This window comes from Pseudomonas sp. FG-3G, from assembly GCF_901007645.1.
Classification (GTDB): domain Bacteria; phylum Pseudomonadota; class Gammaproteobacteria; order Pseudomonadales; family Pseudomonadaceae; genus Aquipseudomonas; species Aquipseudomonas rhizophila.
This window is the reverse complement of the sequence record NZ_CAAKGZ010000045.1, coordinates 1-25,339: the sequence shown is the minus strand read 5'-3', so window position 1 is coordinate 25,339 and position 25,339 is coordinate 1. Positions and strand designations below refer to the sequence as shown.

General features: G+C 61.7%; 24 protein-coding genes and 1 pseudogene. 19 read left to right on the top strand and 6 right to left on the bottom strand.

Annotated elements, in window-relative coordinates:
- Nucleotides 1-269 precede the first annotated feature (269 nt).
- Nucleotides 270-1,856, top strand: coding sequence for an ABC transporter substrate-binding protein (locus PSEUDOMOFG3G_RS25985; protein ID WP_076383090.1), 1,587 nt, complete (start codon nt 270-272; stop codon nt 1,854-1,856).
- Nucleotides 1,857-1,990: 134 nt separating this feature from the next.
- Here the strand turns inward: PSEUDOMOFG3G_RS25985 and radC are convergent, their stop codons facing one another.
- Nucleotides 1,991-2,665, bottom strand: coding sequence for a DNA repair protein RadC (gene radC, locus PSEUDOMOFG3G_RS25980; protein ID WP_047226162.1), 675 nt, complete (start codon nt 2,663-2,665; stop codon nt 1,991-1,993).
- 145 nt (nt 2,666-2,810) lie between these two features.
- Between radC and coaBC the strand changes: the two genes are divergently transcribed.
- From coaBC to argB, 4 genes and pseudogenes are all read left to right on the top strand, one after another.
- A complete protein-coding gene (gene coaBC, locus PSEUDOMOFG3G_RS25975) occupies nt 2,811-4,019 on the top strand; it encodes a bifunctional phosphopantothenoylcysteine decarboxylase/phosphopantothenate--cysteine ligase CoaBC (protein WP_047226163.1) in 1,209 nt (402 codons plus the stop codon).
- A gap of 5 nt (nt 4,020-4,024) precedes the next feature.
- Nucleotides 4,025-4,480, top strand: coding sequence for a dUTP diphosphatase (gene dut, locus PSEUDOMOFG3G_RS25970; RefSeq protein ID WP_139048877.1), 456 nt, complete (start codon nt 4,025-4,027; stop codon nt 4,478-4,480).
- Nucleotides 4,481-4,731: 251 nt separating this feature from the next.
- Nucleotides 4,732-6,135, top strand: a pseudogene (locus PSEUDOMOFG3G_RS25965) (phosphomannomutase/phosphoglucomutase); the annotation flags it as partial.
- 26 nt (nt 6,136-6,161) lie between these two features.
- On the top strand, nt 6,162-7,067 hold the full coding sequence (argB, locus tag PSEUDOMOFG3G_RS25960) for an acetylglutamate kinase (RefSeq protein ID WP_047226166.1): 906 nt from the start codon (nt 6,162-6,164) through the stop codon (nt 7,065-7,067).
- 192 nt (nt 7,068-7,259) lie between these two features.
- Here argB and pyrE read toward each other — a convergent pair whose 3' ends face one another.
- Nucleotides 7,260-7,904, bottom strand: coding sequence for an orotate phosphoribosyltransferase (gene pyrE, locus PSEUDOMOFG3G_RS25955; RefSeq protein ID WP_047226167.1), 645 nt, complete (start codon nt 7,902-7,904; stop codon nt 7,260-7,262).
- Nucleotides 7,905-7,986: 82 nt separating this feature from the next.
- Between pyrE and PSEUDOMOFG3G_RS25950 the strand changes: the two genes are divergently transcribed.
- Complete coding sequence (locus PSEUDOMOFG3G_RS25950; RefSeq protein WP_003177265.1) at nt 7,987-8,766, top strand: exodeoxyribonuclease III; 780 nt, start codon at nt 7,987-7,989, stop codon at nt 8,764-8,766.
- A 175-nt stretch (nt 8,767-8,941) separates the two neighbouring features.
- Here PSEUDOMOFG3G_RS25950 and PSEUDOMOFG3G_RS25945 read toward each other — a convergent pair whose 3' ends face one another.
- Together PSEUDOMOFG3G_RS25945 and rph are read right to left on the bottom strand one after the other, a co-directional pair.
- A complete protein-coding gene (locus PSEUDOMOFG3G_RS25945) occupies nt 8,942-9,310 on the bottom strand; it encodes a DUF4870 domain-containing protein (protein ID WP_047226168.1) in 369 nt (122 codons plus the stop codon).
- A gap of 30 nt (nt 9,311-9,340) precedes the next feature.
- Complete coding sequence (rph, locus tag PSEUDOMOFG3G_RS25940) at nt 9,341-10,063, bottom strand: ribonuclease PH (RefSeq protein ID WP_047226169.1); 723 nt, start codon at nt 10,061-10,063, stop codon at nt 9,341-9,343.
- Nucleotides 10,064-10,343: 280 nt separating this feature from the next.
- Here rph and PSEUDOMOFG3G_RS25935 point away from each other — a divergent pair, with 280 nt between their 5' ends.
- The 6 genes from PSEUDOMOFG3G_RS25935 to PSEUDOMOFG3G_RS25910 all read left to right on the top strand — a co-directional run bounded on the left by PSEUDOMOFG3G_RS25935 (nt 10,344) and on the right by PSEUDOMOFG3G_RS25910 (nt 15,638).
- Complete coding sequence (locus PSEUDOMOFG3G_RS25935) at nt 10,344-11,207, top strand: YicC/YloC family endoribonuclease (RefSeq protein WP_139048875.1); 864 nt, start codon at nt 10,344-10,346, stop codon at nt 11,205-11,207.
- A 12-nt stretch (nt 11,208-11,219) separates the two neighbouring features.
- On the top strand, nt 11,220-11,840 hold the full coding sequence (gene gmk / locus PSEUDOMOFG3G_RS25930) for a guanylate kinase (protein ID WP_047226171.1): 621 nt from the start codon (nt 11,220-11,222) through the stop codon (nt 11,838-11,840).
- 166 nt (nt 11,841-12,006) lie between these two features.
- Nucleotides 12,007-12,270, top strand: coding sequence for a DNA-directed RNA polymerase subunit omega (gene rpoZ, locus PSEUDOMOFG3G_RS25925; protein ID WP_003177259.1), 264 nt, complete (start codon nt 12,007-12,009; stop codon nt 12,268-12,270).
- A gap of 60 nt (nt 12,271-12,330) precedes the next feature.
- Entirely contained in the window at nt 12,331-14,436 is a 2,106-nt protein-coding gene (gene spoT, locus PSEUDOMOFG3G_RS25920) for a bifunctional GTP diphosphokinase/guanosine-3',5'-bis pyrophosphate 3'-pyrophosphohydrolase (RefSeq protein WP_047226172.1), read from the top strand.
- A 27-nt stretch (nt 14,437-14,463) separates the two neighbouring features.
- Nucleotides 14,464-14,844: a RidA family protein gene (locus PSEUDOMOFG3G_RS25915; RefSeq protein ID WP_003229509.1), complete on the top strand. Its 381-nt coding sequence runs from the start codon at nt 14,464-14,466 to the stop codon at nt 14,842-14,844.
- Nucleotides 14,845-14,897: 53 nt separating this feature from the next.
- Nucleotides 14,898-15,638, top strand: a complete 741-nt coding sequence (locus tag PSEUDOMOFG3G_RS25910; protein WP_076383093.1) for a hypothetical protein — start codon at nt 14,898-14,900, stop codon at nt 15,636-15,638.
- 142 nt (nt 15,639-15,780) lie between these two features.
- Here PSEUDOMOFG3G_RS25910 and PSEUDOMOFG3G_RS25905 read toward each other — a convergent pair whose 3' ends face one another.
- Nucleotides 15,781-16,638, bottom strand: a complete 858-nt coding sequence (locus tag PSEUDOMOFG3G_RS25905) for an SDR family oxidoreductase (RefSeq protein WP_139048874.1) — start codon at nt 16,636-16,638, stop codon at nt 15,781-15,783.
- 188 nt (nt 16,639-16,826) lie between these two features.
- Between PSEUDOMOFG3G_RS25905 and exbB the strand changes: the two genes are divergently transcribed.
- From exbB to PSEUDOMOFG3G_RS25875, 6 genes are all read left to right on the top strand, one after another.
- A complete protein-coding gene (gene exbB / locus PSEUDOMOFG3G_RS25900; protein ID WP_139048873.1) occupies nt 16,827-17,807 on the top strand; it encodes a tonB-system energizer ExbB in 981 nt (326 codons plus the stop codon).
- 6 nt (nt 17,808-17,813) lie between these two features.
- Complete coding sequence (gene exbD / locus PSEUDOMOFG3G_RS25895; protein WP_047226179.1) at nt 17,814-18,242, top strand: TonB system transport protein ExbD; 429 nt, start codon at nt 17,814-17,816, stop codon at nt 18,240-18,242.
- Nucleotides 18,239-18,994: an energy transducer TonB gene (locus tag PSEUDOMOFG3G_RS25890; protein WP_076383095.1), complete on the top strand. Its 756-nt coding sequence runs from the start codon at nt 18,239-18,241 to the stop codon at nt 18,992-18,994. Before exbD ends, PSEUDOMOFG3G_RS25890 begins: the two co-directional genes overlap by 4 nt.
- A 295-nt stretch (nt 18,995-19,289) precedes the next feature.
- Nucleotides 19,290-20,210, top strand: coding sequence for a hydrogen peroxide-inducible genes activator (locus PSEUDOMOFG3G_RS25885; RefSeq protein ID WP_047226181.1), 921 nt, complete (start codon nt 19,290-19,292; stop codon nt 20,208-20,210).
- Between the two features lie 9 nt (nt 20,211-20,219).
- The gene (gene recG / locus PSEUDOMOFG3G_RS25880) at nt 20,220-22,295 is read left to right on the top strand and encodes an ATP-dependent DNA helicase RecG (RefSeq protein WP_047226182.1); all 2,076 of its coding nucleotides are present in this window, start codon (nt 20,220-20,222) and stop codon (nt 22,293-22,295) included.
- 78 nt (nt 22,296-22,373) lie between these two features.
- Nucleotides 22,374-23,774 carry an aminoacyl-tRNA deacylase and HDOD domain-containing protein gene (locus PSEUDOMOFG3G_RS25875; protein WP_139048872.1) on the top strand — a complete coding sequence of 467 codons (1,401 nt, stop codon included), beginning with the start codon at nt 22,374-22,376 and terminating at the stop codon, nt 23,772-23,774.
- 180 nt (nt 23,775-23,954) lie between these two features.
- On the opposite strand, the gene PSEUDOMOFG3G_RS25870 is transcribed toward PSEUDOMOFG3G_RS25875, so the two are convergent.
- On the bottom strand, nt 23,955-24,332 hold the full coding sequence (locus PSEUDOMOFG3G_RS25870) for a helicase (protein WP_139048871.1): 378 nt from the start codon (nt 24,330-24,332) through the stop codon (nt 23,955-23,957).
- Between the two features lie 451 nt (nt 24,333-24,783).
- Between PSEUDOMOFG3G_RS25870 and PSEUDOMOFG3G_RS25865 the strand changes: the two genes are divergently transcribed.
- Entirely contained in the window at nt 24,784-25,167 is a 384-nt protein-coding gene (locus tag PSEUDOMOFG3G_RS25865; protein ID WP_139048870.1) for a DUF6124 family protein, read from the top strand.
- Nucleotides 25,168-25,339: the final 172 nt, after the last annotated feature.

The following is a 25,339-nucleotide window of genomic DNA, read 5'->3' as shown; positions in this document are numbered from 1 at the left end:
GTGCAACAACTGCCGGTGTGATTTGTCTTCGTTGGAAAGCGACGCGTAACGCCCCCGAACGGCTGGGGCACAGGCTGGCGCCGCCTTTGACCGCTCGTCGCTGCAGGCCGGTTTTTTTTAACCGATGCCGAGCTTGAGCCGTTAATACAGCGTCGCAGGGTGCCGGAAAATGCAAAAAGGGGATAGTCATTTTCCAACGAGGCCACTAGGGTAGGTCTTTTCCAGACTGCACATGCAGATGGGCCTTCGACTTGCACAGGAAACCGACCATGCGCCTCGCTGCCCTCCCACTGTTGCTCGCCCCTCTGCTGATCAGCCCGCTGGCCCAGGCCGCCGCCCTGAGCGTTTGCACCGAGGCCAGCCCGGAAGGATTCGATGTCGTTCAGTACAATTCGCTGACCACCACCAACGCATCCGCCGACGTGCTGATGAACCGTCTGGTGGATTTCGACACCGCCAGCGGCAAGGTCATCCCCAGCCTCGCCGAGAGCTGGGAAGTCTCGTCCGATGGACTGACCTACGTGTTCAAGCTGCGCCCCCAGGTCAAATTCCACCGGACCGAATACTTCACGCCGCGCCGCGATCTGACCGCCGAGGACGTCAAGTTCAGCTTCGAACGCATGCTTGACCCGGCAAACCCTTGGCACAAAATCGCCCAGAGCGGTTTCCCCCACGCCCAGTCCATGCAGCTACCGAGCTTGATCAAGAAAATCGACGCGCTGGACCCGCTGACCGTGCGCTTCATCCTCGATCATGCGGATTCGACCTTCCTGGCCACCTTGAGCATGGGCTTTGCCTCCATCTATTCGGCCGAATACGCCGATCAGTTGATGAAAGCCGGCACGCCAGAAGCACTCAACAATCAGCCCATCGGCACAGGCCCGTTCATTTTCAACCGGTTCCAGAAAGACGCTTCGATTCGCTACAAGGCCAACCACGACTATTTCGCCGGCAAGCCCCAGGTGGATCCGCTGATCTTCGCCATCACGCCGGACGCGAATGTGCGCCTGCAAAAACTGCGGCGCAACGAATGCCAGATCGCCCTGTCACCCAAGCCGCAGGACGTCCAGGCCGCCAGGCAGGAGCCGACGTTGAAAGTGGCGCAGACCGACGCCTTCATGACCGCGTTCGTGGCGATCAACAGCCAGCACCCGCCCTTCGACAAGCCCGAGGTTCGACAAGCCGTCAACCTGGCCTTCGACAAGGCCAGCTACCTCAAGGCCGTTTTCGAGGGCACCGCCGAAGCGGCCAAGGGCCCCTACCCTCCGAACACCTGGAGCTACGCCAAAAACTTGCCCGGTTACGCCCATGACCCGGCCAAGGCCCGTGATCTTCTGGCCAGGGCCGGTTTGAAGGACGGCTTTCAGACCACCATCTGGACCCGCCCTTCCGGCAGCCTGCTGAACCCCAACCCCAGCCTGGGCGCGCAGCTGCTGCAGGCCGACCTGGCGCAGATCGGCATTCAGGCCGAGATTCGCGTGATCGAATGGGGCGAACTGATCCGTCGCGCCAAGGCCGGCGAACATGACTTGCTGTTCATGGGCTGGGCCGGTGACAACGGTGATCCGGACAACTTCCTCACGCCGCAGTTTTCCTGCGCGGCACTCAAGTCCGGCACCAACTTCGCCCGTTATTGCAACCCGGACCTGGATAAAGTGATCAGTGCCGGCAAAACCACGAGCGAGCAGGGCGTGCGCACCAAACTCTATGAGCAGGCCCAGGCGCAGATCCAGCAACAGGCCCTGTGGCTGCCCCTGGCGCACCCGACCGCGTTCGCCCTGACCCGCAAGGATGTGCAGGGTTACTCGGTCAGCCCGTTTGGGCGGCAGGATTACTCCAAGGTCAGTATCAAGTAACCACTGCCAGCCCCCCCTGTGGGAGCAAAGCTTGCTCGCGATGACGTCGTTACATACAACACTTCTGTTGGCTGTAAAACCGCTATCGCGAGCAAGCTTTGCTCCCACAAGGGATTATTCAAGCCTGACCGTGGCTACATCCACCCATACTCCGCCATGGACAGCGGCTCACCATCGCCGACGATGAAGTGGTCGAGCACCCGCACATCGATCAACTCCAGTGCTTCCTGAAGCCGCTCAGTGAGTACCCGGTCGGCCTGGCTGGGCTCGGTGTTGCCGGAGGGGTGGTTGTGGCACAGGATCAACGCTGCGGCGTTATGGGCCAGGGCGCGCTTGACCACCTGCCGGGGATAGACACTCGCACTGTCGATGGAACCGCGAAACAGCGCCTCATACGCCAGCACCCGATGCCGGGAATCGAGGAACAGACATCCAAACACTTCATGAGGCTCGTGACGCAACATGGCCTTGAGGTAGTCCCGCACGGCCAGCGGGCTCTCCAGCACCGATTCCCGCCGCAAATTTTCGGCCAGATGCCGACGCCCCATCTCCAGCACGGCCTGCAACTGCGCGAATTTCGCCGGGCCCAGCCCCAGATGTGCGTTGAAGGTACGCAGATCAGCCTCGAGCAAAACCCGCAGGCCACCAAATTGATGCAGCAGATGTCGCGCCAGGTCCACGGCGCTTTTACCCGACACACCCGTGCGCAAGAAAATCGCCAAAAGCTCGGCGTCCGAAAGACTCGCCGATCCCAACTCCAGTAACCTCTCCCGTGGCCGCTCGGCCACCGGCCAGTCGCGAATACTCATAGCATCTCCCTGATTGTGGGCGCCGCTGTTCCGTAGCGGTCGCTGTGATATCGTAGCCCATCTTTTTTGCAGGCGATTTGCACCCAGGCAGGCTGCTGCCGTGGGGTTCGTCCTGCACTGACCATTGAAATCGAAAGGCAGGCCTATGCAGCGGCTGTATCGGAAACGCATCGTTCTGGGCGTCGGCGGCGGCATTGCCGCCTACAAGAGCGCCGAGCTGGTCCGCAGGCTTATCGACCAGGGCGCGGAAGTACGGGTCGTCATGACTCGCGGCGGCAGTGAATTCATCACCCCGCTGACCATGCAGGCCCTGTCCGGGCACCCGGTCCACCTGGATCTGCTCGACCCGGCGGCCGAAGCCGCCATGGGTCATATCGAACTGGCCAAGTGGGCCGACCTGGTGCTGATCGCCCCAGCCACGGCCGACCTGATCGCCCGCCTGGCCCAAGGCATCGCCGATGATTTGCTGACCACCCTGGTGCTCGCCACCGACGCCGTGGTTGCCCTCGCCCCAGCCATGAACCAGGCCATGTGGCGCGATCCGGCCACCCAGGCCAATCTGCAATTGCTCCAAAGCCGCGACCTGAAAGTCTTTGGCCCGGCTTCCGGCAGCCAGGCCTGCGGCGATGTCGGCATGGGACGCATGCTCGAAGCCAACGACCTGGCCCAGTGCGCCGCCGACTGCTTCCAGCGCCAGGCACTGACCGGCAAGCATGTGCTGATCACCGCCGGACCGACCCAGGAAAACATCGACCCGGTGCGCTACATCACCAACCACAGCTCCGGGAAAATGGGCTTCGCCCTGGCCGAAGCCGCCGTGGAAGCCGGCGCCCGGGTCACGCTGATCACCGGCCCCGTGCATTTGCCGACCCCTGATCGGGTGACCCGCATCGACGTGGTCAGCGCCCGGGACATGCTGGCGGCCTGCGAAGCGGCTATCCCGTGCGACCTGTTCATCGCCTCGGCGGCGGTGGCGGACTACCGCCCCGAAGTCGTCGCCCCGCAAAAACTTAAGAAAGACCCTACGAGCGGCGACGGCCTGCTACTACAAATGGTGCGCAACCCGGACATCCTCGCGACCATCGCCACCCGCCCGGACCGTCCGTTCAGTGTCGGCTTCGCCGCCGAAACCGAGCACCTGCTCGATTACGCCGCGCGCAAGCTCAAGGACAAGAACCTGGACTTGATCGTCGCCAACGACGTCGCCAACCCGAGCATTGGCTTCAACAGCGAAGAAAACGCCTGCAGCGTGATCGACCGCCAGTTGCATGCCACCCTTTTCGCCCAGACCAGCAAGAGCAAGATTGCCCGCCAGCTGATCACTTTTATCGCCGAACGGCTGAACCAGGTTTAATTGACATGCACGCTCTACAAGCCAAGATCCTCGACCCTCGCATCGGCGCCGAATTCCCGCTGCCGCATTACGCCACACCGGGTTCCGCCGGCCTCGATCTGCGGGCCATGCTCAAGCAGGACACCGTCCTGGAGCCCGGCCAGACCCTGCTGATCCCAACCGGCCTGTCGGTGTACATCGGCGACCCGGGCCTGGCTGCGTTGATCCTGCCGCGCTCGGGCCTGGGCCATAAGCATGGCATCGTACTGGGCAACCTGGTGGGCCTGATCGACTCCGATTACCAAGGCGAACTGATGGTGTCGTGCTGGAACCGTGGTCAAACGGCATTCAACATCGCCGTGGGCGAGCGCATCGCCCAACTGGTGCTGGTACCGGTGGTCCAGGCGCACTTCGAACTGGTGGAAGAATTCGACGAGAGCCAGCGCGGCGCTGGCGGCTTCGGGCATTCCGGCAGCCACTGATCCAGCAGTTTCAGGCCGGGCGTCTCGCCCGGCCCATTTATTAAGCTTCTGTTTCAGGACGAAAAATGCCCACAGGCTGGCCGCAGGGTTTCCCACTTGGAATCAATGTATTAGGCGATAGAGGCGAGGTAACGCTGTCTCATGGCACTTTCCCACCACGAACTCTCTGCCAAAAACGCCGTCATACCCTTCAGTTTGAGCCTGCCGACGCGAACCGTCGGCCTGTCCAGTCATCTTCCTGATAGAGCGCCCCGCCCATGAACACCCCAGCCGCAATCGCCCCAATTTTTCCTGATAGCATCTTCCGCGCCTACGACATCCGTGGCGTGGTACCGGAGACCCTCACCGCCGAAACCGCCTATTGGATCGGCCGCGCCATCGGCTCCCAGAGCCTGGCCCAGGGTGAACCGAACGTGTGCGTCGGTCGCGATGGTCGCTTGTCCGGCCCCGAGCTGGTTGAACAATTGATCAAAGGGGTTGCCGACAGTGGTTGCCATGTCAGCGACGTGGGCCTGGTGCCGACGCCAGCGCTGTACTACGCCGCCAACGTGCTGGCCGGTAAATCCGGCGTGATGCTCACTGGCAGCCACAACCCGTCGAACTACAACGGCTTCAAGATCGTCATCGCCGGCGACACCCTCGCCAACGAGCAGATCCAGGCCTTGCACACCCGCCTCAAGACCAATGACCTGAGCAGCGGCCAGGGCAGCGTCACCAAGGTGGACATCCTGGGGCGCTACAACGATGAAATCGTCAAGGATGTGAAGCTCGCCCGCCGCCTGAAAGTGGTGGTCGATTGCGGCAACGGCGCGGCCGGCGTGATCGCCCCACAACTGATTGAAGCCCTGAACTGCGAAGTCATCCCGCTGTTCTGCGAAGTGGACGGCAACTTCCCCAACCATCACCCGGACCCGGGCAAGCTGGAAAACCTGCAAGACCTGATCGCCAAGGTCGAGGAAACCAACGCCGACCTGGGCCTGGCCTTCGACGGCGACGGCGACCGCGTGGGCGTGGTCACCAACACCGGCAGCGTCGTGTTCCCGGACCGCTTGCTGATGCTGTTCGCCCGTGACGTGGTGGCGCGCAATCCGAACGCCGAAATCATTTTCGACGTTAAATGCACCCGCCGCCTGGTGCCGCTGATCAAGGAATACGGCGGTCGCCCACTGATGTGGAAAACCGGCCACTCGTTGATCAAGAAGAAAATGAAAGAGAGTGGCGCCCTGCTGGCCGGCGAAATGAGCGGCCACATCTTCTTCAAGGAGCGCTGGTTCGGTTTCGACGACGGCATCTACAGCGCCGCACGCCTGCTGGAGATCCTCAGCAAAGAGAAATCCACGGCCGAAGAGCTCTTCGCGACCTTCCCGAACGATATTTCTACGCCGGAAATCAATATCCATGTGACCGAAGAGAGCAAATTCAGCATCATTGATGCACTGCACGACGCTCAATGGGGCGAAGGGGCCGAACTGACCACCATCGATGGTGTGCGGGTCGACTATCCCCAAGGCTGGGGCCTGGTTCGCGCATCCAACACCACGCCGGTGCTGGTGCTGCGTTTCGAAGCCGACAACGAAGCCGAACTGCAGCGCATCAAGGATGTGTTCCACACCCAACTCAAACGTGTTGCACCTGATCTTCAACTACCGTTCTGATTTTTGAAGCACCACCGGAGCCCTGAATGACCCTCGAACGCGAAGCCGCCGCCAATACCGCCAAGGTCCTGTCCGAAGCGTTGCCTTATATCCGACGCTATGTCGGCAAGACCCTGGTGATCAAATACGGCGGCAACGCGATGGAAAGCGAGGAGCTGAAAACCGGCTTCGCTCGCGACATCGTGCTGATGAAGGCTGTGGGCATCAACCCGGTGGTCGTTCACGGTGGTGGCCCGCAGATCGGCGACCTGCTCAAGCGCCTGTCGATCGAGAGCCACTTCATCGACGGCATGCGCGTCACCGACGCGCAGACCATGGATGTGGTGGAGATGGTCCTCGGCGGCCAGGTCAACAAGGACATCGTCAACCTGATCAACCGGCATGGCGGCAGCGCCATCGGCCTGACAGGTAAAGACGCCGAGCTGATCCGGGCGAAGAAACTCACCGTCACCCGCCAGACGCCGGAGATGACCCAGCCGGAAATCATCGACATCGGCCATGTGGGCGAAGTGGTCGGCATCAACACCGACTTGCTGAACCTGCTGGTCAAGGGCGACTTCATCCCGGTAATCGCGCCCATCGGCGTCGGCGCCAACGGTGAGTCGTACAACATCAACGCCGACCTGGTGGCGGGCAAGGTTGCCGAAGCACTGAAAGCCGAAAAGCTGATGCTGCTGACCAACATCGCCGGCCTGATGGACAAGACCGGCAAGGTCCTGACCGGATTGTCGACTCAACAGGTCGATGAACTGATCGCCGACGGCACCATCTACGGCGGCATGCTGCCAAAGATCCGCTGCGCACTGGAAGCGGTCCAGGGCGGCGTTGGCAGTTCCTTGATCATCGACGGTCGCGTACCGAATGCGATCCTGCTGGAGATCTTCACCGATACCGGCGTGGGTACGTTGATCAGTAATCGCAAGCGGCCGTAAGCGACACCCATAAAAAGACCCCGCTCAGCCAGACTGAGCGGGGTCTTTTTTTACACCACTTTTCAGATGATGTTTTTGTGGCGAGGGAGCTTGCTCCCGCTCGATTGCGCAGCGATCGCCAACATGTTGGGGCCGCTACGCGGCCCAGCGGGAGCAAGCTCCCTCGCCACAAGATCAAAATCAGGAGCCATTTCAGACGCCGAACTGCGCCCGATAAGCCTCAACCGCCGGCAAATGCTGCTTGAGCTGCGGGTCGTCGGCCAAAAACTCCAGCACCTGGGTCAGCGACACGATGCTGACCACCGGAATGTTGAAGTCACGCTCCACTTCCTGGATCGCCGACAACTCACCGTTGCCGCGCTCTTGGCGATTCAGGGCGATCAGCACACCGGCGGCCTTGGCGCCTTCCTGGGAACCGATGATCTGCATCACTTCACGAATGGCGGTGCCGGCGGTGATCACGTCGTCGATGATCAGCACTTCACCGGTCAGCGGCGCGCCCACCAGGCTGCCCCCTTCACCATGAGCCTTGGCTTCCTTGCGGTTGAAGCACCAGGGCAGGTCGCGGCCGTGGTGTTCGGCCAGGGCGACGGCAGTAGTGGCAGCCAGAGGAATGCCTTTGTAGGCCGGGCCGAACAGCACGTCGAACGGAATGCCGCTTTCGACAATGGCCGCCGCATAGAAACGGCCCAGTTGCGCCAGGGCGGCACCGGTGTTGAACAGGCCGGCATTGAAGAAGTACGGGCTCGTGCGGCCGGACTTGAGGGTGAACTCACCGAAGCGCAAAACGCCGCGATCGATGGCAAAACGAATGAAATCGCGCTGATACGCCTGCATGAAAAAAGCCCCAAATACCACGGATTTAGCTAAATAGGTACACGCCGTGTATCATACACGCACGTGATTTTTGGGGCCATTTATGCGGATCATCAGTGTGAACGTCAATGGTATTCAGGCTGCAGTGGAGCGAGGGTTGCTCAGTTGGCTGCAAGCACAGAATGCCGACGTCATCTGCCTGCAGGACACCCGCGCCTCCGCCTTTGAACTGGACGATGCAGCCTTCCAACTGGATGGTTACTTCCTTTATGCCTGCGATGCCGAAGTCCCCGCCCAGGGTGGCGTGGCTTTGTACTCGCGGCTGCAACCGAAGGCTGTCATCAACGGTCTCGGTTTCGAGACGGCGGACCGCTACGGGCGCTACCTGCAGGCCGATTTCGACAAGGTCAGCATCGCGACCTTACTGCTCCCTTCGGGGCAGAACGGCGATGAAGATTTGAATCAGAAATTCAAGTTGATGGACGACTTCGCCCGTTATCTGGATAAACAGCGGCGCAAACGTCGCGAGTACATCTATTGTGGCTCGCTGTACGTGGCGCAACAGAAGCTGGATATCAAGAACTGGCGCGACAGCCAGCAATCCCCGGGTTTCCTGGCGCCGGAACGGGCCTGGATGGACGAGATTGTCGGCAACATGGGCTATGTTGACGCCCTGCGGGAAGTCAGCCGTGAAGGCGACCAATACAGCTGGTGGCCAGACAACGAACAGGCCGAGATGCTCAACCTCGGCTGGCGTTTCGACTACCAGTTGCTGACGCCAGGTCTGCGCCGCTTCGTGCGCAGCGCTCGCCTGCCGCGCCAGCCACGGTTCTCGCAGCATGCGCCACTGATCGTGGATTACGACTGGACGCTGACGATCTGAGTGTCGTTTCGCAGCCACAAAAAAACCGACAGCCATGTCGGTTTTTTTGTGGGCAACCCTTTTTACTGTGGGAGCGAGCCTGCTCGCGATGGCGGTGGGTCAGCCAACATTTGTGTTGAATGATGAACCGCTATCGCGAGCAGGCTCGCTCCCACAAGTGGTTACTCGTTGATCGTTATTTGACCAGCCGCCAGGTAAACGGATACCGATACGGCTGCCCTTCATTGGCCTTCACTCCACCGATGATGGTCAGCACCAGCGCACCGATAGCCACCAGCCCGAACAGGAAGAAGCCGATCACCACGATCATCAGGAGCAGGCTGATCGCCGAGGCAATTGCCACAGTGATCTGGAAGTTCAGCGCTTCCTTGCCTTGTGCATCGATGAACGGGTCAGTCTCGCGCTTGAGCTGCCAGAGCACCAACGGACCGATCAGCGTACCGAACGGAATCCAGATGCCCAACAAGGCGGACAAGTGACAGAACATCGCCCATTGGCGCGCCTCCTTGCTGGGCTGGGGCAGTAGGGTTTGCTCATCACTCATGACGTTCTCCTTGTCTGAAGCGCGAAACGATCAGTCAGCCAGTGCGGCTTTTTGCAGTTCGAAAATCTCGTTCATGCCTTTCTTTGCCAATTCCAGCATAGCGCTCAATTCTTCCGGCTGGAACGGCGCGCCTTCGGCGGTGCCCTGGATTTCGATGAAGCCGCCGGCGCTGGTCATGACCACGTTCAGGTCGGTCTCGGCGGCGGAGTCTTCCAGGTAGTCCAGGTCCAGCACCGGCTCGCCCTGGTACATGCCCACGGAGACCGCGGCGATCATCTGCTTGAGCGGATCGCCGCCCTTGAGGCCGCCACGCTTCTTGATCACTTTCAAGGCATCGGCCAGTGCGACCATGGCGCCGGTGATGGACGCGGTGCGAGTGCCGCCGTCAGCCTGGATCACGTCGCAATCGACGTACAACGTCACGTCACCGAGCTTGGACATGTCCAGCGCGGCGCGCAGCGAACGGCCGATCAGACGCTGGATTTCCAGGGTACGTCCGCCCTGCTTGCCGCGGCTGGCCTCACGCTGGTTGCGCTCACCGGTGGAGCGCGGCAGCATGCCGTATTCGGCGGTCAGCCAGCCTTGACCCTGGCCCTTGAGGAACCGTGGCACACCGTTTTCGACGCTGACGGTGCAGATGACTTTGGTATCACCGAATTCGACCAGTACAGATCCCTCGGCGTGTTTGGTGTAGTTGCGGGTAATGCGGATCGAGCGAAGCTGATCGGCAGCGCGACCACTTGGACGTTTCATAGGGAACACCTGTACAGAGGACGGAAAACTGCCGAGCATTATAGAGCCGTGGGCCGCCATAGGGCAGTTTAAACGTCGCGCGGTTCCAAAAAACCGCTGCAACGAGCCAAGCCCCTTTGACCTCTGACCGACGAGCCGCAGCGCTTTGTCACATGCACGGTTTGGGGGCATGCACCTCACTGCGCTACAATCCTGCGCCTTTGCTGCCCTTCGGCTTTTATCCACAGATACCAGGCGCTACGACTAACCGTTGCGTCCGCCTGCATTGCGAGGAATCTCCATGGTGCACAGCATGACCGCCTTCGCCCGCGTCGAGAAAGCCGGCATCCAAGGCACGCTGAGCTGGGAACTGCGCTCGGTCAACAGCCGCTACCTGGAGCCGCACCTGCGCCTGCCCGAATCCTTTCGCGACCTTGAAGGCAGCGTGCGTGAAGCCCTGCGCCAGGGCCTGTCCCGGGGCAAGCTGGAATGCACCCTGCGCTTCACCGAAGAAAGCACCGACAAGGCCTTGCAGGTGGACCGCGAACGCGCCGCGCAACTGGTGGCTGCCGCCGAAACCGTCGCCAGCCTGATCAAGCACCCCGCGCCTCTGAACCCGCTGGAAGTCCTGGCCTGGCCCGGCGTGCTGGTAGGTGATGCGAGCGACCCGCAGGCCCTGAATGCCGAAGCGCTGGCGTTGTTCAATCAAGGCCTGAAAGAACTCAAGGCCGGCCGCGAGCGCGAAGGCGCGGAACTGGCCCGGTTGATCGACGAGCGCCTGACTTCCATAGAGGAAGACGTCGTCACCCTGCGCGAACTGGTCCCGCAAATGCTCGCCACCCAACGTCAGAAAGTGCTCGACCGCTTCGTCGACATGAAGGCCGAGCTGGACCCGCAGCGCCTGGAACAGGAAATGGTCATGCTCGCGCAAAAAAGCGACGTGGCCGAAGAACTGGATCGCCTGAGCACCCACATCATTGAAGTTCGCCGGGTACTCAAATCCGGTGGGGCGGCCGGTCGCCGCCTGGACTTCCTGATGCAGGAACTCAACCGCGAAGCCAACACACTGGGCTCCAAAGCCTTCGACCCGCGCAGCACCCAGGCTGCGGTCAACCTCAAGGTGTTGATCGAGCAAATGCGCGAACAAGTGCAGAACATTGAGTAAGGCTAACCCGACATGACCCACAGCACCGGCACTCTCTACATCATTTCCGCGCCCTCTGGCGCCGGCAAGACCAGCCTGGTCAAGGCGCTGATCGACGCCGAGCCGCAGATCCGCGTCTCGGTCTCGCACACCACCCGCGCCATGCGCCCGGGCGAAGTGGACGGGGTGAACTATCACTTCGTCGACCGCGAACAGTTCGTGAAAATGGCCGAGCACGGGGACTTCCTCGAGCGCGCCGAAGTCTTCGGCAACCTCTATGGCACCTCGCAAAGCTATCTGCAGCAAACCCTGGACGAAGGCCACGACCTGATCCTGGAAATCGACTGGCAGGGTGCCGAGCAGGTCCGCAAGCTGATGCCCCAGGCCCGTTCGATCTTTATCCTGCCACCGAGCCAGCAGGCCTTGCGCCAGCGCCTGACCAATCGCGGCCAGGACAGCGACGACATCATCGAAGGCCGGATGCGCGAAGCGGTCAGCGAAATGAGCCACTACGTCGACTACGATTACCTGATCATCAACGACGATTTCGCCCACGCGCTGGACGATCTGAAGGCGATTTTCCGCGCCAGCCAGCTGCAGCAGAAACGCCAGCAGCAACGTTTCGGTAAATTATTGGCCGAACTGCTGGGCTGAACAGCCCTTCCCAAAACCGCTGCGACGGCTTTACATTGGAGCTTGTAGCGGGTCGAGGGGCTGGTCAAAAAATCAGCGCTTCCCTAAACGCTGGCGTTTTTTTAAACTGTTGAGTCCGCTCGCCCAACCGGGCAGCGCGCATATTGCATTCGCTCCGAGGAATACCATGGCCCGCGTAACCGTTGAAGACTGCCTAGAACACGTGGAAAACCGCTTTGAGCTGGTCATGCTCTCTACCAAGCGTGCCCGTCAACTGGCCACCGGTGGCAAAGAGCCATTGGTCCAGTGGGAAAACGACAAGCCTACCGTGGTAGCGCTGCGTGAAATCGCCGAAGGCCTGATGAGCTACGAGTTCATCGCCAACGCTGAAATCGTTGAAGACGAACCGCTGTTCGCAGCGTTCGAGGACGAGTCCAACGAGGCGGTCTAAGCCTATGCCTGGTCGACGTAGCACGGCGCGGGGTCACAGCAAACGGCAGGAGTCATTATCATGCCGAGCATAGACGCCCTCGCCGATCGCTTATCGGCCTACCTCGGCACGGACCAGGTCAACCTGGTCCGCCGAGCCTATTTCTACGCCGAACAAGCCCACGACGGCCAGCGCCGCCGCAGCGGCGAGGCGTACGTCACGCACCCGCTTGCGGTGGCGAACATTCTTGCCGACATGCACATGGACCATCAGAGCCTGATGGCGGCGATGCTGCATGACGTGATCGAAGACACCGGCATCGCCAAGGAAGCGCTGCAGGCGCAGTTCGGCGAAACCGTGGCCGAACTGGTCGACGGGGTCAGCAAACTGACCCAGATGAACTTCGAGACCAAGGCCGAGGCCCAGGCCGAAAACTTCCAGAAAATGGCCATGGCCATGGCGCGCGACATTCGCGTGATCCTGGTCAAACTCGCCGACCGCCTGCACAACATGCGAACCCTGGAAGTGTTGTCCGGTGAAAAACGCCGGCGAATCGCCAAGGAAACCCTGGAAATCTATGCGCCCATCGCCAATCGCCTGGGCATGCACGCGATCCGCATCGAGTTCGAAGACCTCGGTTTCAAGGCCATGCACCCGATGCGTTCGGCGCGGATCAACCAGGCCGTCAAGCGCGCCCGGGGCAACCGCAAGGAAATCGTCAACAAGATCGAAGAATCCTTGAGCCACTGCCTGACCATCGACGGCATCGAAGGTGAGGTCAGCGGCCGACAGAAACACCTCTACGGCATCTACAAGAAGATGCGCGGCAAGCGTCGGGCCTTCAACGAGATCATGGACGTCTACGCGTTCCGGATCATCGTCGACAAGGTCGATACCTGCTACCGCGTACTGGGTGCTGTACATAATTTGTATAAACCATTGCCTGGGCGCTTCAAGGACTACATCGCGATTCCCAAGGCCAACGGCTACCAGTCGCTGCACACCACGCTGTTCGGCATGCACGGCGTACCGATCGAAATCCAGATCCGCACCCGTGAAATGGAAGAGATGGCCAACAATGGCATCGCTGCGCACTGGCTGTACAAGTCCAGCGGCGACGAACAACCCAAGAGCACCCACGCCCGAGCCCGCCAGTGGGTCAAAGGCGTGCTGGAAATGCAGCAGCGGGCCGGCAACTCCCTGGAATTCATCGAAAGCGTGAAGATCGACCTGTTTCCGGACGAGGTCTACGTTTTCACGCCCAAAGGCCGGATCATGGAGCTGCCCAAAGGCTCCACGGCGGTGGACTTTGCCTATGCAGTACACACCGACGTCGGCAACAGCTGCATCGCGTGCCGGATCAACCGCCGCCTGGCGCCGTTGTCCGAACCGCTGCAAAGCGGCTCCACGGTGGAAATCGTCAGCGCCGCCGGCGCGCGGCCAAATCCGGCATGGCTCAATTTCGTGGTCACCGGCAAGGCCCGCACGCACATCCGCCACGCCTTGAAGCTGCAACGCCGCTCTGAATCCATCAGCCTGGGCGAACGCTTGCTCAACAAAGTCCTCAACGGTTTCGACAGCTCCCTGGACAAGATCCCGGCTGAACGCGTGCAGATCATGCTCAGCGAGTACCGCCTGGAGCTGATCGAAGACCTGCTGGAAGACATCGGCCTGGGCAATCGCATGGCCTACGTCGTCGCCCGCCGCCTGCTCGGCGAAGGCGAACAGCTGCCTAGCCCCGAAGGTCCCCTGGCCATTCGTGGTACCGAAGGCCTGGTGCTCAGCTATGCCAAGTGCTGCACGCCGATTCCTGGCGATCCGATTGTCGGCCATCTGTCCGCAGGCAAAGGGATGGTGGTGCATCTGGATAACTGCCGCAACATCAGCGAAATCCGCCACAACCCGGAAAAATGCATCCAGCTCTCCTGGGCCAAGGATGTCACCGGCGAATTCAATGTCGAGCTGCGGGTCGAACTGGAGCACCAGCGTGGCCTGATCGCCTTGCTGGCCAGCAGCGTCAACGCCGCCGACGGCAATATCGAAAAAATCAGCATGGACGAGCGCGATGGCCGCATCAGCGTCGTCCAACTGGTGGTCAGCGTGCACGACCGCGTGCACCTGGCCCGCGTGATCAAGAAGCTGCGCGCCCTGACTGGCGTCATCCGCATCACTCGTATGCGCGCATAGCTCCCCATCCATTACAAGGAGTCATAAATGACCAAGACCGTTATCACCAGCGACAAAGCCCCGGCCGCCATCGGTACATATTCCCAGGCAATCAAGGCGGGCAACACCGTGTACATGTCGGGCCAGATCCCGCTGGACCCGAAAACCATGGAACTGGTAGAAGGCTTCGAAGCCCAGACCGTGCAGGTGTTCGAGAACCTCAAGGCCGTGGCCGAGGCTGCCGGCGGTTCGTTCAAGGACATCGTCAAGCTCAACATCTTCCTCACCGACCTGAGCCACTTCGCCAAGGTCAACGAGATCATGGGCAAGTACTTCGACCAGCCTTACCCTGCCCGCGCCGCCATCGGCGTAGCAGCCCTGCCGAAGGGTTCGCAGGTTGAGATGGACGCCATCCTGGTCATCGAGTAACACGCCCGGCGCAGCCTCCCCCCGCTGCGCCGTTTTCGTTTAAGGATTCCACCATGCGCAAAGCGCTTGCTCTTTCGCTGGCTGCCCTGCTGTTGGGCGGCTGCGCCAGCGACCCTGCCGACCGTGATATCAGCGGCACCTGGATCAACCAGGCGGCAATCGACGCCGCCGCCAAGGGCGGCCCGCTGCGCGAGGCGCTGCAGGCCTATGGCCCGAACCTGGAATGGGACGTCAATACCCGAGCCGGCCAGGCGCGTTACACCAACGGTTTCGAGAATGTCGAAGGCAAGCTGCTGGGCGAAGAAGACGGTGCGTGGAAAGTCGATTTCTACGGCAGCTCCGCCAGCGAACTGCAACGCGACGGCGACCAGTTGAACCAATCCGCCACCGAGAACGAGCCGCAGCAAGTGTTCGAGCGCGCCCAGGTCCAGGTGCCCGAGGGTGCGCCGCTGGGCGCCAGTTTCGAACGGGCGCTGTATACCGCTTATCTGGGCGGCACCTGGAACATCGTCAACGGCCCTGGCCAGGGCGCCAGCGTGCAGTTCCAACCCGACGGCCAGGTCAGCGGACTACCAGGCGCCGACCGCTACGCCCTGTGCCTGGCCGGCGACTGCGCGTCCATGAGTGGCGGCAACGACAACATCTGGCTGCAACAGAACGGCCAGGGCAACACCTGGATCTTCTCCCGCGACGGCAAGAAGCTGGAAATTTTCCAGACCGTGAATGCTGCACTGGCGGATGAAATGCCTTCGTTCACGCCGGGTGACCGGCAGTGGGTGTTGGAGAAGCAGTAAGTCGGACTCCCTGTGGGATCGAGGCTGTGGGAGCAAAGCTTGCTCGCGATGACGTCGTCACAGACAACACCTCTGTTGGCTGTAAAACCGCTATCGCGAGCAAGCTTTGCTCCCACCGTTTGTTTTTGGGGTGCTTAAAAGATCAGCAGCGCCCCTCCAGAATCGCCGCATACCCCTCACGAAAACTCGGATACCGCGGTGTCCAGCCCAGGGCCTTCGCCCGTGCATTGCTGCAGCGCTTGCTGCCGGCGCGGCGGACGCTGGCGTTTTCGGCCCATTGGGTGACGCCCATGTAATCACGCAGCCAACCCACCACCTCGGCCAGCGCGGCGGGAGTGTCGTCGACGCCGATGTAGCAGTCTTCCAGGGGCTTGCCCTGGTGGTCGGCTTCCAGCAGGAAGGCCAGCAGGCCCGCCGCGTCGTCGGCATGGATGCGGTTGGCGTACAGGGGCGGGTCTTCCACCACGCTATAGCCCTGGCGCACCTGGCTCAGCAACCATTCGCGGCCCGGACCATAGATCCCGGTCAGACGCACGCGGCTGGCCGGGATGCCGCTGTCGAGCGCCACCTGTTCAGCTTCGAGCATCAGCCGGCCGGAATAGCCACCGGCCACGGTGGGCGAGGTTTCATCGACCCACTCGCCACCCTGCTGCCCGTAGACGCTGCTGCTGGACACAAAAAGCAGTCGTTTTGGCTGTTGCCCGTGCTGCTTCAGCCAGCTCAACACATGCTGAAAGCCTTGGACATAAGCCGCGCGGTAACCCGCCTCGTCATGCTCGGTAGCAGCGACGCTGTACACCACGTAATCCAGTGGACCGGTGGGCCAATCAACGGGACATTGCTCGTTGAACAAGTCCCCCGCCACCCCGACAACCCCGGCCGGCAGCTGCGAAACCGTACGGCGCAAGCCGTAGACCTGCCACTGCTCAGCCCGTAACTGGCTCGCCAGGCGGCCACCGATATCACCGCAGCCGGCGATCAAAACAGAAGGCGCGGACATCAAAATCTCCTCTCATAAAGGCGCAGACTAGCTGCCAGAGGGGACGAGCGGCTAGCAATGCAGGAAAAAAAGTTACTGTATTACTTTTGTTAACAAGAATTACTTGCAATAATGCGAGCCAGTTTTGTTCTCGGCCCACGAGGCCTGGAAGAACATCAACCTTCTTTATTCTCTCAGGTCCGGCCAGCATGACACGCTATCTCCCCTCCGCTTCGCCAACCAACCGACCTCGCGCCTGGAGTGCCATGGCAGCCCTGCTGCTCAGCCTGCTGCTGGCACCCACCGCCGCGTTCGCCGATGCCCAAGCGCCAGCCACGACCCCGGCCACCGCACCCGCCGCCAGCCAGGCGCCGGTCGATGCAGCCGAGCCTGTAGCGGCTCCTCAGGCCAGCGAGCCGGCCCAGGCTGTCGAAGCCGACGCCGCAGACGCACCTCAAATGCTCGAAGCCGACAATACCTTGGGCATGGCCCACGATCTGTCGCCATGGGGCATGTACCAGAACGCCGACATTATCGTGAAAATCGTCATGATCGGCCTGGCCATCGCCTCGATCATCACCTGGACCATCTGGATCGCCAAGGGCTTCGAGCTGATGGGCGCCAAGCGCCGCTTGCGCGGTGAAATCGCCAACCTGAAAAAAGCCACCACCCTCAAAGAGGCCAGCGCCTCTGCGGCCAAAGAGGGCACCCTGGCCAATCTGCTGGTTCACGACGCCCTCGAAGAGATGCGCCTGTCGGCCAACAGTCGTGAGAAGGAAGGCATCAAGGAGCGCGTGAGTTTCCGCCTCGAGCGCCTGGTCGCAGCCTGCGGTCGCAACATGAGCAGCGGCACCGGCGTACTCGCCACCATCGGTTCCACCGCGCCGTTCGTCGGCCTGTTCGGCACCGTGTGGGGCATCATGAACAGCTTCATCGGCATCGCCAAGACCCAGACCACCAACCTCGCTGTCGTGGCGCCCGGCATCGCCGAAGCCCTGCTCGCGACGGCTCTGGGTCTGGTCGCGGCGATCCCGGCGGTGGTCATCTACAACGTGTTCGCCCGCTCCATTGCCGGTTACAAGGCCCAGGTCTCCGACGCTTCGGCAGAAGTCCTGTTGCTGGTCAGCCGCGACCTCGACCATCTGCCACCCGAGCGTGGCTCGCAACCGCACATGGTGAAAGTGGGGTAATCGGCCATGGGCCTGCATTTGAAAGAAGGCGCAGACGACGATCTGGCCGAGAACCACGAAATCAACGTCACGCCGTTCATCGACGTGATGCTGGTGCTGTTGATCATCTTCATGGTGGCCGCTCCGCTCGCCACCGTGGACATCAAGGTCGACCTTCCGGCTTCGACGGCCAAGCCTTCGCCGCGGCCGGAAAAACCGGTATTCCTCAGCGTCAAGGCTGACCAACGCCTGTTCTTGGGCGAAGACGAGGTCAAGGCCGATAGCCTCGGCGCGACCCTCGACGCCAAGACCCAAGGCAAAAAGGACACGACGATCTTCTTCCAGGCGGATAAAGGCGTGGATTACGGCGACTTGATGAGCGTGATGGACGCCCTACGCGCCGCCGGATACCTGAAGGTCGGCCTGGTCGGACTTGAGACGGCGCCCAAGAAATGATCACGACGCGCCAAAAGCTGACGCGTTACAGCGGTAGCCTGGCCGTGGTGCTGGGCGTGCATGCGCTCGCCATTGCCCTGGCGCTGAACTGGACGTCAAACCCGCCCATTGAATTGCCGCCCCAGGCAATGATGGTCGAGCTGGCGCCGGTTCCGGCCCCACCACCGCCCGCACCGCCTAAAGTCGTCACGCCACCGCAGCCTCCGGAGCCGGTCGAAGAACTGCCGTTGCCTAAAATCGCGGAAGCCGAGAAACCGGAGATTTCGGTGCCCAAGCCGGTCAAGCCCAAGCCTAAACCGCCCAAGCCCAAACCCAAGCCCGTGGAGAAAAAACCGGAACCGCCCAAGGAAGAACCGTCGGAGCAAAAGCCCAGCGATACTCAACCGACCAAGGCACCGACCGAGAAATCCGCGCAACCGGCGCCTGGCCCATCCCCCGCGCAAATGGCGGCCAAGGCCAGTTGGCAAGGCACCTTGCTTGCGCACTTGGGCAAGTACAAGAAATACCCCGCCAGCGCCCAGTCGCGCGGCAAGGAAGGCTTGAACCGTTTACGGTTCGTGGTGGACGCCGAAGGCAATGTGTTGTCCTTCGAGCTGGTGAGCAAGTCCGGCAACGCCGCCCTGGACCGGGCGACCCTGGAAATGATTCGCCGCGCCCAACCGCTACCCAAGCCACCGGCCGACATGCTGGTTAACGGCTCCATCGAAATCGTCGCGCCGTTCGTGTACTCCATCGACAAGCGTCGGCGTTAACCCATTGGCAAGCCCCTGTTACAGGGGCTTCTTGTTTCTGGTGAAGGGAATGTATCTGTAGAGCAAGGGGGCCTGTGGGAGCAAAACTTGCTCGCGATACAGGCACCTCGGTTCCAGAGAGGACCGCGTTAGCTTCATCGCGGGCAAGCCTTGCTCCCACAAATAATCCATATGCGTCGTTAAATCCCCTCACCATACCCACATTAGGCAGTGTCACACCGCGCCCCCAGTCTGATAACGTGCGTCTATCGATTGCAGCCGGTATGCTTGGCTCGCAACTTCACGGACGCTCGCCATGACCCTCACAGAATTACGCTACATCGTCACCCTCGCCCAGGAGCAACATTTCGGCCACGCCGCCGAGCGTTGCCATGTCAGCCAGCCGACGCTTTCGGTGGGCGTGAAAAAGCTTGAAGACGAGCTCGGCGTGCTGATTTTCGAGCGCAGCAAAAGCGCCGTGCGCCTGACCCCAGTGGGCGAAGGCATCGTTGCCCAGGCACAGAAAGTCCTGGAACAGGCTCAGGGCATCCGTGAACTGGCCCAGGCCGGCAAAAACCAGCTGACCGCCCCACTGAAAGTCGGCGCCATCTACACCGTCGGCCCGTACCTGTTCCCGCACCTGATTCCGCAACTGCACCGGGTCGCCCCGCAGATGCCGTTGTACATCGAAGAAAACTTCACCCATGTGCTGCGCGACAAACTGCGCAACGGCGAACTGGACGCGATCATCATCGCCCTGCCGTTCAACGAAGCCGATGTCCTCACCCTGCCGCTCTACGACGAGCCGTTCTACGTGTTGATGCCGGCCCAGCATCCGTGGACCCAGAAAAAATCCATCGACGCCGGCCTGCTCAACGACAAGAGCCTGCTGCTGCTCGGCGAAGGCCACTGCTTCCGCGACCAGGTGCTGGAAGCCTGCCCGACCCTGACCAAAGGCAGCGAAGGCGCCAAGCACACCACGGTGGAATCCAGCTCCTTGGAAACCATTCGCCACATGGTCGCCTCGGGCCTGGGCATTTCGATTTTGCCGCTCTCGGCGGTGGACAGCCATCATTACGCCCCTGGCGTGATCGAGGTTCGCCCACTGACGCCGCCCGTGCCGTTCCGCACCGTTGCCATCGCCTGGCGCGCCAGCTTTCCGCGACCCAAGGCCATCGAGATCCTCGCTGACTCGATCCGCCTGTGTTCCGTGGCCAAGCCGCCCACTGCCAAGTAAGCCCCGGCCATGACTGAGCTGTCGAAAGTGCCGGTCACGGCACTCAAGGGTGTCGGTGAAGCCATGGCCGAGAAGCTGGCCAAGGTTGGCCTGGAAAACCTTCAGGACGTGCTGTTCCACCTGCCGCTGCGTTACCAGGACCGCACCCGCGTCGTGCCCATCGGGCATTTACGTCCGGGCCAGGACGCCGTGATCGAAGGCACCGTCAGCGGCGCCGACGTGGTCATGGGTCGGCGCCGTAGCCTGGTGGTGCGCCTGCAGGACGGCACCGGCGGGCTGAGCCTGCGCTTCTATCACTTCAGCAATGCGCAAAAGGAGGGCCTCAAGCGTGGCACCCGCGTGCGCTGCTACGGTGAAGCGCGGCCCGGTGCGTCCGGGCTGGAAATCTATCACCCGGAATACCGCGCCATCACCGGCGACGAGCCGCCCCCGGTGGATGAAACCCTGACCCCGGTCTACCCGCTCACCGAAGGCCTGACCCAACAGCGCCTACGCCAGCTCTGCCAGCAAACCCTGACCCTGCTCGGCCCGAGCAGCCTGCCCGACTGGCTGCCCAACGAACTGGCCCGGGATTATCAACTGGCGCCGCTGGCCGATGCGATTCGCTACCTGCACCATCCGCCAGCCGACGCCGATGTCGACGAACTGGCCCTAGGGCATCACTGGGCCCAGCACCGGCTGGCCTTTGAAGAGCTGCTGACCCATCAACTGTCCCAGCAACGCCTGCGCGAAAGCCTGCGTTCCCTGCGCGCCCCGGCCATGCCCAAGGCCAAGGATCTGCCGGCCCGTTACCTGGCTAACCTCGGTTTTAAACCCACGGGGGCCCAGCAGCGGGTCGGCAACGAAATCGCCTACGACCTGAGCCAGCCCGAACCGATGCTGCGGCTGATCCAGGGCGATGTCGGCGCCGGCAAGACCGTGGTCGCCGCCCTCGCCGCGCTGCAGGCCTTGGAAGCCGGCTATCAAGTGGCGTTGATGGCGCCTACCGAGATTCTTGCCGAACAGCATTTCATCACCTTCCAGCGCTGGCTCGAACCCTTGGGGATCGAAGTCGCCTGGCTGGCCGGCAAGCTCAAGGGCAAGAATCGCGCAGCCGCCCTGGCGCAGATCGCCGAAGGTGCACCGATGGTGGTCGGCACCCATGCGCTGTTCCAGGACGAAGTGCAATTCAAGAACCTGGCGCTGGTGATCATCGACGAACAGCACCGCTTCGGCGTGCAGCAGCGCCTGGCGCTGCGGCAGAAAGGCGTGGGCGGGCGGATGTGCCCTCACCAATTGATCATGACCGCCACGCCGATTCCGCGGACCCTGGCCATGAGTGCCTATGCCGACCTGGACACCTCGATCCTCGACGAACTGCCTCCCGGACGCACGCCGGTCAATACCGTGCTGGTCACCGACACCCGGCGCGTCGAAGTGATCGAGCGCGTGCGCGGTGCCTGCGCCGAAGGGCGACAGGCCTATTGGGTGTGCACGCTGATTGAAGAATCGGAAGAGCTGACCTGCCAGGCGGCCGAAACCACCTATGAAGACCTCACCGCCGCCCTCGGCGAACTGAAAGTCGGGCTGATCCACGGGCGCATGAAACCTGCCGAGAAAGCCGCCGTCATGGCCGAATTCAAGGCCGGGGCGCTGCAATTGCTGGTCGCCACCACGGTGATCGAAGTCGGGGTCGATGTGCCCAATGCCAGCTTGATGATCATCGAGAACCCCGAGCGCCTGGGTTTGGCGCAGTTGCACCAGCTACGCGGCCGGGTCGGACGGGGCAGCGCCGCCAGCCACTGCGTCTTGCTGTATCACCCGCCGCTGTCGCAGATTGGTCGCCAGCGCCTGGGCATCATGCGCGAAACCAACGACGGTTTTGTCATTGCCGAAAAAGATTTGGAATTGCGCGGGCCCGGTGAAATGCTCGGCACGCGCCAGACCGGCCTGCTTCAATTCAAGGTAGCCGACCTGATGCGCGACGCCGATCTGCTCCCCGCCGTACGCGACGCCGCCCAGGCGTTGCTGGAGCGCTGGCCGGAGCATGTCAGCCCGCTGCTGGATCGCTGGTTGCGCCACGGACAGCAATACGGCCAAGTGTGAGCACGCTCTCAGTTTCTGGGCGCGCCTGCCCGGCAAGCTGGTTATACTGCTGAACTTGTAGGAAAACGGATACAGACCATGACAGAAGCTGCCCTCGTCCCCGAAACCCCGCACGCTCCGTCTGTTATTCGGCTGTTGCTCGAGAAACTGGGCATCGGCTTTGACGAAGTAATCGAACGACCCGGCCTGAACCCCGCCCGTAAAGTGCAGGCCGTTCTGTTGCACGATGCCGTTGGCGCCCTCATGGTGCTGTTTCCGCAAAGCCAGCTGCTGGACCTCAACCGCCTGGCCGAACTCACCGGTCGCAAACTCACGGCGGTGCCTACTGACCGTCTGGAGCGCATGCTCGGCAAACATAGCCTGAGCCTGCTGCCCGGCCTGCCGGCCCTGACCAGCTCCCCGTGCCTGTATGAAGAAAGCCTGCTGCGCGAGCCGAAGCTGCTGATCAACTCAGGCGAACCGGGGCTGCTGCTGGAAGTGACCAGCGAAGCCTTCAAGAGCATGCTCACCAAAGCCAGCGCCGCGACGTTCGGCGAAGCCGTGAGCAACATCACCCCCAACCTTGATCGCCCGCACGACGACCGCGCGGAAATCACCCAGGCTGTGCAGGCGTTCACCGCCCGGCGTATCCAGCAACGGCTGGAAGAAACCATCGAAATTCCGCCACTGGCCGAAACGGCGCAAAAGATCATCAAGCTGCGGGTCGACCCGGACGCCACCATCGATGACATCACCGGCGTCGTGGAAACCGACCCGGCCCTGGCCGCGCAAGTGGTGAGCTGGGCCGCCTCGCCGTACTACGCCTCGCCCGGCAAGATCCGTTCGGTGGAAGACGCCATCGTCCGAGTACTGGGCTTCGACCTGGTGATCAACCTGGCGCTGGGCCTGGCCTTGGGCAAGACCCTGAGCCTGCCCAAGGACCACCCGCAACACACCACGCCGTACTGGCATCAGTCGATCTACACCGCCGCCGTCATCGAGGGCCTGACCCGCGCCATGCCGCGCGCCCAGCGCCCGGAAGGCGGCCTGACCTACCTGTCCGGCCTGCTGCACAACTTCGGTTACCTGCTGCTGGCCCACGTCTTCCCGCCGCACTTCTCGTTGATCTGCCGGCACCTGGAGGTCAACCCGCACCTGTGCCACAGCTACGTGGAGCAGCACCTCTTGGGCATCAGTCGCGAACAGATCGGTTCATGGCTGATGCGCTACTGGGACATGCCCGACGAACTGGCCACCGCCCTGCGCTTCCAGCACGACCCACATTACGACGGCGAATACGCCGCCTACCCGAACCTGGTGTGCCTGGCCGTACGCCTGCTGCGCGCCCGTGGCATTGGCTCGGGTCCCGACGAGGAGATTCCCGACGCACTGCTCGAACGCGTCGGCCTGAGTCGCGACAAAGCCAATGAAGTGGTCAGCAAAGTGCTGGAGGCTGAGGTGTTGTTGCGCGAACTGGCTTCGCAGTTCAGCCACGGTTGAATAGGATCTCCCGGTAACTGCGGGTGAGTGAAGCTCTTGTGGCGAGGGAGCTTGCTCCCGCTCGACTGCGCAGCAGTCGCAAAACCAACTGACGCGATCCGCCAGGAAGGCCGCATCAACCCATTTTGGGGCCGCTTCGCAGCCCAGCGGGAGCAAGCTCCCTCGCCACAGGGTAAATCACTAGGCTTTAGCCTTTTTCGGCTTCAAATACCGCATCAACCCCTGAAACCAGATCACCAGCGCCGGGTTGCCCTTGATCTGGATCGACTTGTCCTGAATCCCGGTCATGAACGCCAACTGCTTGTTCTTCGCCTGCATCGTGGCAAAGCCATAAGCCGCGTCCTTGAAGGCGATGGCGAACGCAGGCGTCGGGTAAGTGCCGGACTGGCTGGTGATGCGCTGGTCTTTCACCGTGAAATGCCGGGCGACCTTGCCGTCCAGGGTTTGCAGTTGAAACACCAGTTCCTTATCGCCCAACTGCTGCTGGAACGCCGGATTGGTCCGGCTGGCCCTGCCCATCAACAACCCCAGCATCCACAGCAGAAAGCGAAATTTCATGGGCACGGCCTCGTGAGAAAGATGAATGGCGGGGGCAGTTTAGCGATTCCACAGCGGAACGCCATCATCGGATCGCTTTGACGGAAGATGGATGAGTTTTCTTGCATGATGACCGCCAAGTCACCTTTTCACGTTTTCGTTTCCTTTCAGGTTCCTAGGAGATTTCCTTCAAAACGCCGGGCTGTTCATGAACTAGGCAGTGCTTCCGAGCGCCGCTAACCTTTGTCCGTCATCGCAAAAAACGGTGATACGGACGTGCAAGTCCGGCTGGTACCCAATCGGTTATAGCTATTGACCGAGCATTTTTTTATGCTCGCGTCCGTTATGGCGATTGTGCGTGGGAGACCTTCGGGTCTGCCGGCGGTACCGGACCGGTCTTGCACACCTACGCACAGTTGCCACCTCTTCGAATGCAAGCGAAAGGATGCCAACTCAACTCTGGTACATAAATATGGTCAAGCCTTCACCAAATCCGCCGCAAAGCGGCCATAAATCCCGCGTCGAAGCCCTCGCAGAAAAAAAGCTCGAAGATGCCGCCACCCGCGCCCTCGATTACTACCTCAAACCCCAGCCCTCCCCACCGTCCGAACCTGACAAAAACCAACTCTTCATCGTCTCCCCCCACATCGACACCGAAACCCTGCTGGCCAACGCCTCCGAAGACCTGCTCTCCATCAGCACCATCGCCGCCGACCTGGCCGACGACGTGGATGACTCACGCCGCTGCGTAGCCCTGGCGATCAGCCGCATGGCCGATGGGGTTCAGTTGCTGGTTGAACGGGCGTTGGATCATCTGGAAACGAAGGAGATGGCGGCGCCTGGGACCAAGGGGTAGCGCTTTGCTTTGATGCAAACTGTGCCGACGCCATCGCGAGCAAGCTCGCTCCCACAATTGGATTGGAGTACACCCGCAAGAGCCAGGCCGGCTATATGGCCGCCTCGCGAGCAAGCTTTGCTCCCACAGGTTCTGCTCAAACAAGTCTGATGGGTGTACACCCGCCAAAGCC

What these genes read in the sequence shown, in the direction of transcription:
- rpoZ (WP_003177259.1), top strand. Translation starts at nt 12,007, where the DNA reads ATGGCCCGCGTAACCGTTGAAGACTGCCTAGAACACGTGGAAAACCGC.
- coaBC (WP_047226163.1), top strand. Translation starts at nt 2,811, where the DNA reads ATGCAGCGGCTGTATCGGAAACGCATCGTTCTGGGCGTCGGCGGCGGC.
- pyrE (WP_047226167.1), bottom strand. Translation starts at nt 7,904, where the DNA reads ATGCAGGCGTATCAGCGCGATTTCATTCGTTTTGCCATCGATCGCGGC.
- rph (WP_047226169.1), bottom strand. Translation starts at nt 10,063, where the DNA reads ATGAAACGTCCAAGTGGTCGCGCTGCCGATCAGCTTCGCTCGATCCGC.
- gmk (WP_047226171.1), top strand. Translation starts at nt 11,220, where the DNA reads ATGACCCACAGCACCGGCACTCTCTACATCATTTCCGCGCCCTCTGGC.
- PSEUDOMOFG3G_RS25885 (WP_047226181.1), top strand. Translation starts at nt 19,290, where the DNA reads ATGACCCTCACAGAATTACGCTACATCGTCACCCTCGCCCAGGAGCAA.
- PSEUDOMOFG3G_RS25945 (WP_047226168.1), bottom strand. Translation starts at nt 9,310, where the DNA reads ATGAGTGATGAGCAAACCCTACTGCCCCAGCCCAGCAAGGAGGCGCGC.
- PSEUDOMOFG3G_RS25915 (WP_003229509.1), top strand. Translation starts at nt 14,464, where the DNA reads ATGACCAAGACCGTTATCACCAGCGACAAAGCCCCGGCCGCCATCGGT.
- exbB (WP_139048873.1), top strand. Translation starts at nt 16,827, where the DNA reads ATGACACGCTATCTCCCCTCCGCTTCGCCAACCAACCGACCTCGCGCC.
- PSEUDOMOFG3G_RS25865 (WP_139048870.1), top strand. Translation starts at nt 24,784, where the DNA reads ATGGTCAAGCCTTCACCAAATCCGCCGCAAAGCGGCCATAAATCCCGC.
- radC (WP_047226162.1), bottom strand. Translation starts at nt 2,665, where the DNA reads ATGAGTATTCGCGACTGGCCGGTGGCCGAGCGGCCACGGGAGAGGTTA.
- PSEUDOMOFG3G_RS25985 (WP_076383090.1), top strand. Translation starts at nt 270, where the DNA reads ATGCGCCTCGCTGCCCTCCCACTGTTGCTCGCCCCTCTGCTGATCAGC.
- PSEUDOMOFG3G_RS25935 (WP_139048875.1), top strand. Translation starts at nt 10,344, where the DNA reads ATGGTGCACAGCATGACCGCCTTCGCCCGCGTCGAGAAAGCCGGCATC.
- argB (WP_047226166.1), top strand. Translation starts at nt 6,162, where the DNA reads ATGACCCTCGAACGCGAAGCCGCCGCCAATACCGCCAAGGTCCTGTCC.
- PSEUDOMOFG3G_RS25890 (WP_076383095.1), top strand. Translation starts at nt 18,239, where the DNA reads ATGATCACGACGCGCCAAAAGCTGACGCGTTACAGCGGTAGCCTGGCC.
- PSEUDOMOFG3G_RS25950 (WP_003177265.1), top strand. Translation starts at nt 7,987, where the DNA reads ATGCGGATCATCAGTGTGAACGTCAATGGTATTCAGGCTGCAGTGGAG.
- PSEUDOMOFG3G_RS25875 (WP_139048872.1), top strand. Translation starts at nt 22,374, where the DNA reads ATGACAGAAGCTGCCCTCGTCCCCGAAACCCCGCACGCTCCGTCTGTT.
- PSEUDOMOFG3G_RS25870 (WP_139048871.1), bottom strand. Translation starts at nt 24,332, where the DNA reads ATGAAATTTCGCTTTCTGCTGTGGATGCTGGGGTTGTTGATGGGCAGG.
- spoT (WP_047226172.1), top strand. Translation starts at nt 12,331, where the DNA reads ATGCCGAGCATAGACGCCCTCGCCGATCGCTTATCGGCCTACCTCGGC.
- PSEUDOMOFG3G_RS25910 (WP_076383093.1), top strand. Translation starts at nt 14,898, where the DNA reads ATGCGCAAAGCGCTTGCTCTTTCGCTGGCTGCCCTGCTGTTGGGCGGC.
- dut (WP_139048877.1), top strand. Translation starts at nt 4,025, where the DNA reads ATGCACGCTCTACAAGCCAAGATCCTCGACCCTCGCATCGGCGCCGAA.
- exbD (WP_047226179.1), top strand. Translation starts at nt 17,814, where the DNA reads ATGGGCCTGCATTTGAAAGAAGGCGCAGACGACGATCTGGCCGAGAAC.
- recG (WP_047226182.1), top strand. Translation starts at nt 20,220, where the DNA reads ATGACTGAGCTGTCGAAAGTGCCGGTCACGGCACTCAAGGGTGTCGGT.
- PSEUDOMOFG3G_RS25905 (WP_139048874.1), bottom strand. Translation starts at nt 16,638, where the DNA reads ATGTCCGCGCCTTCTGTTTTGATCGCCGGCTGCGGTGATATCGGTGGC.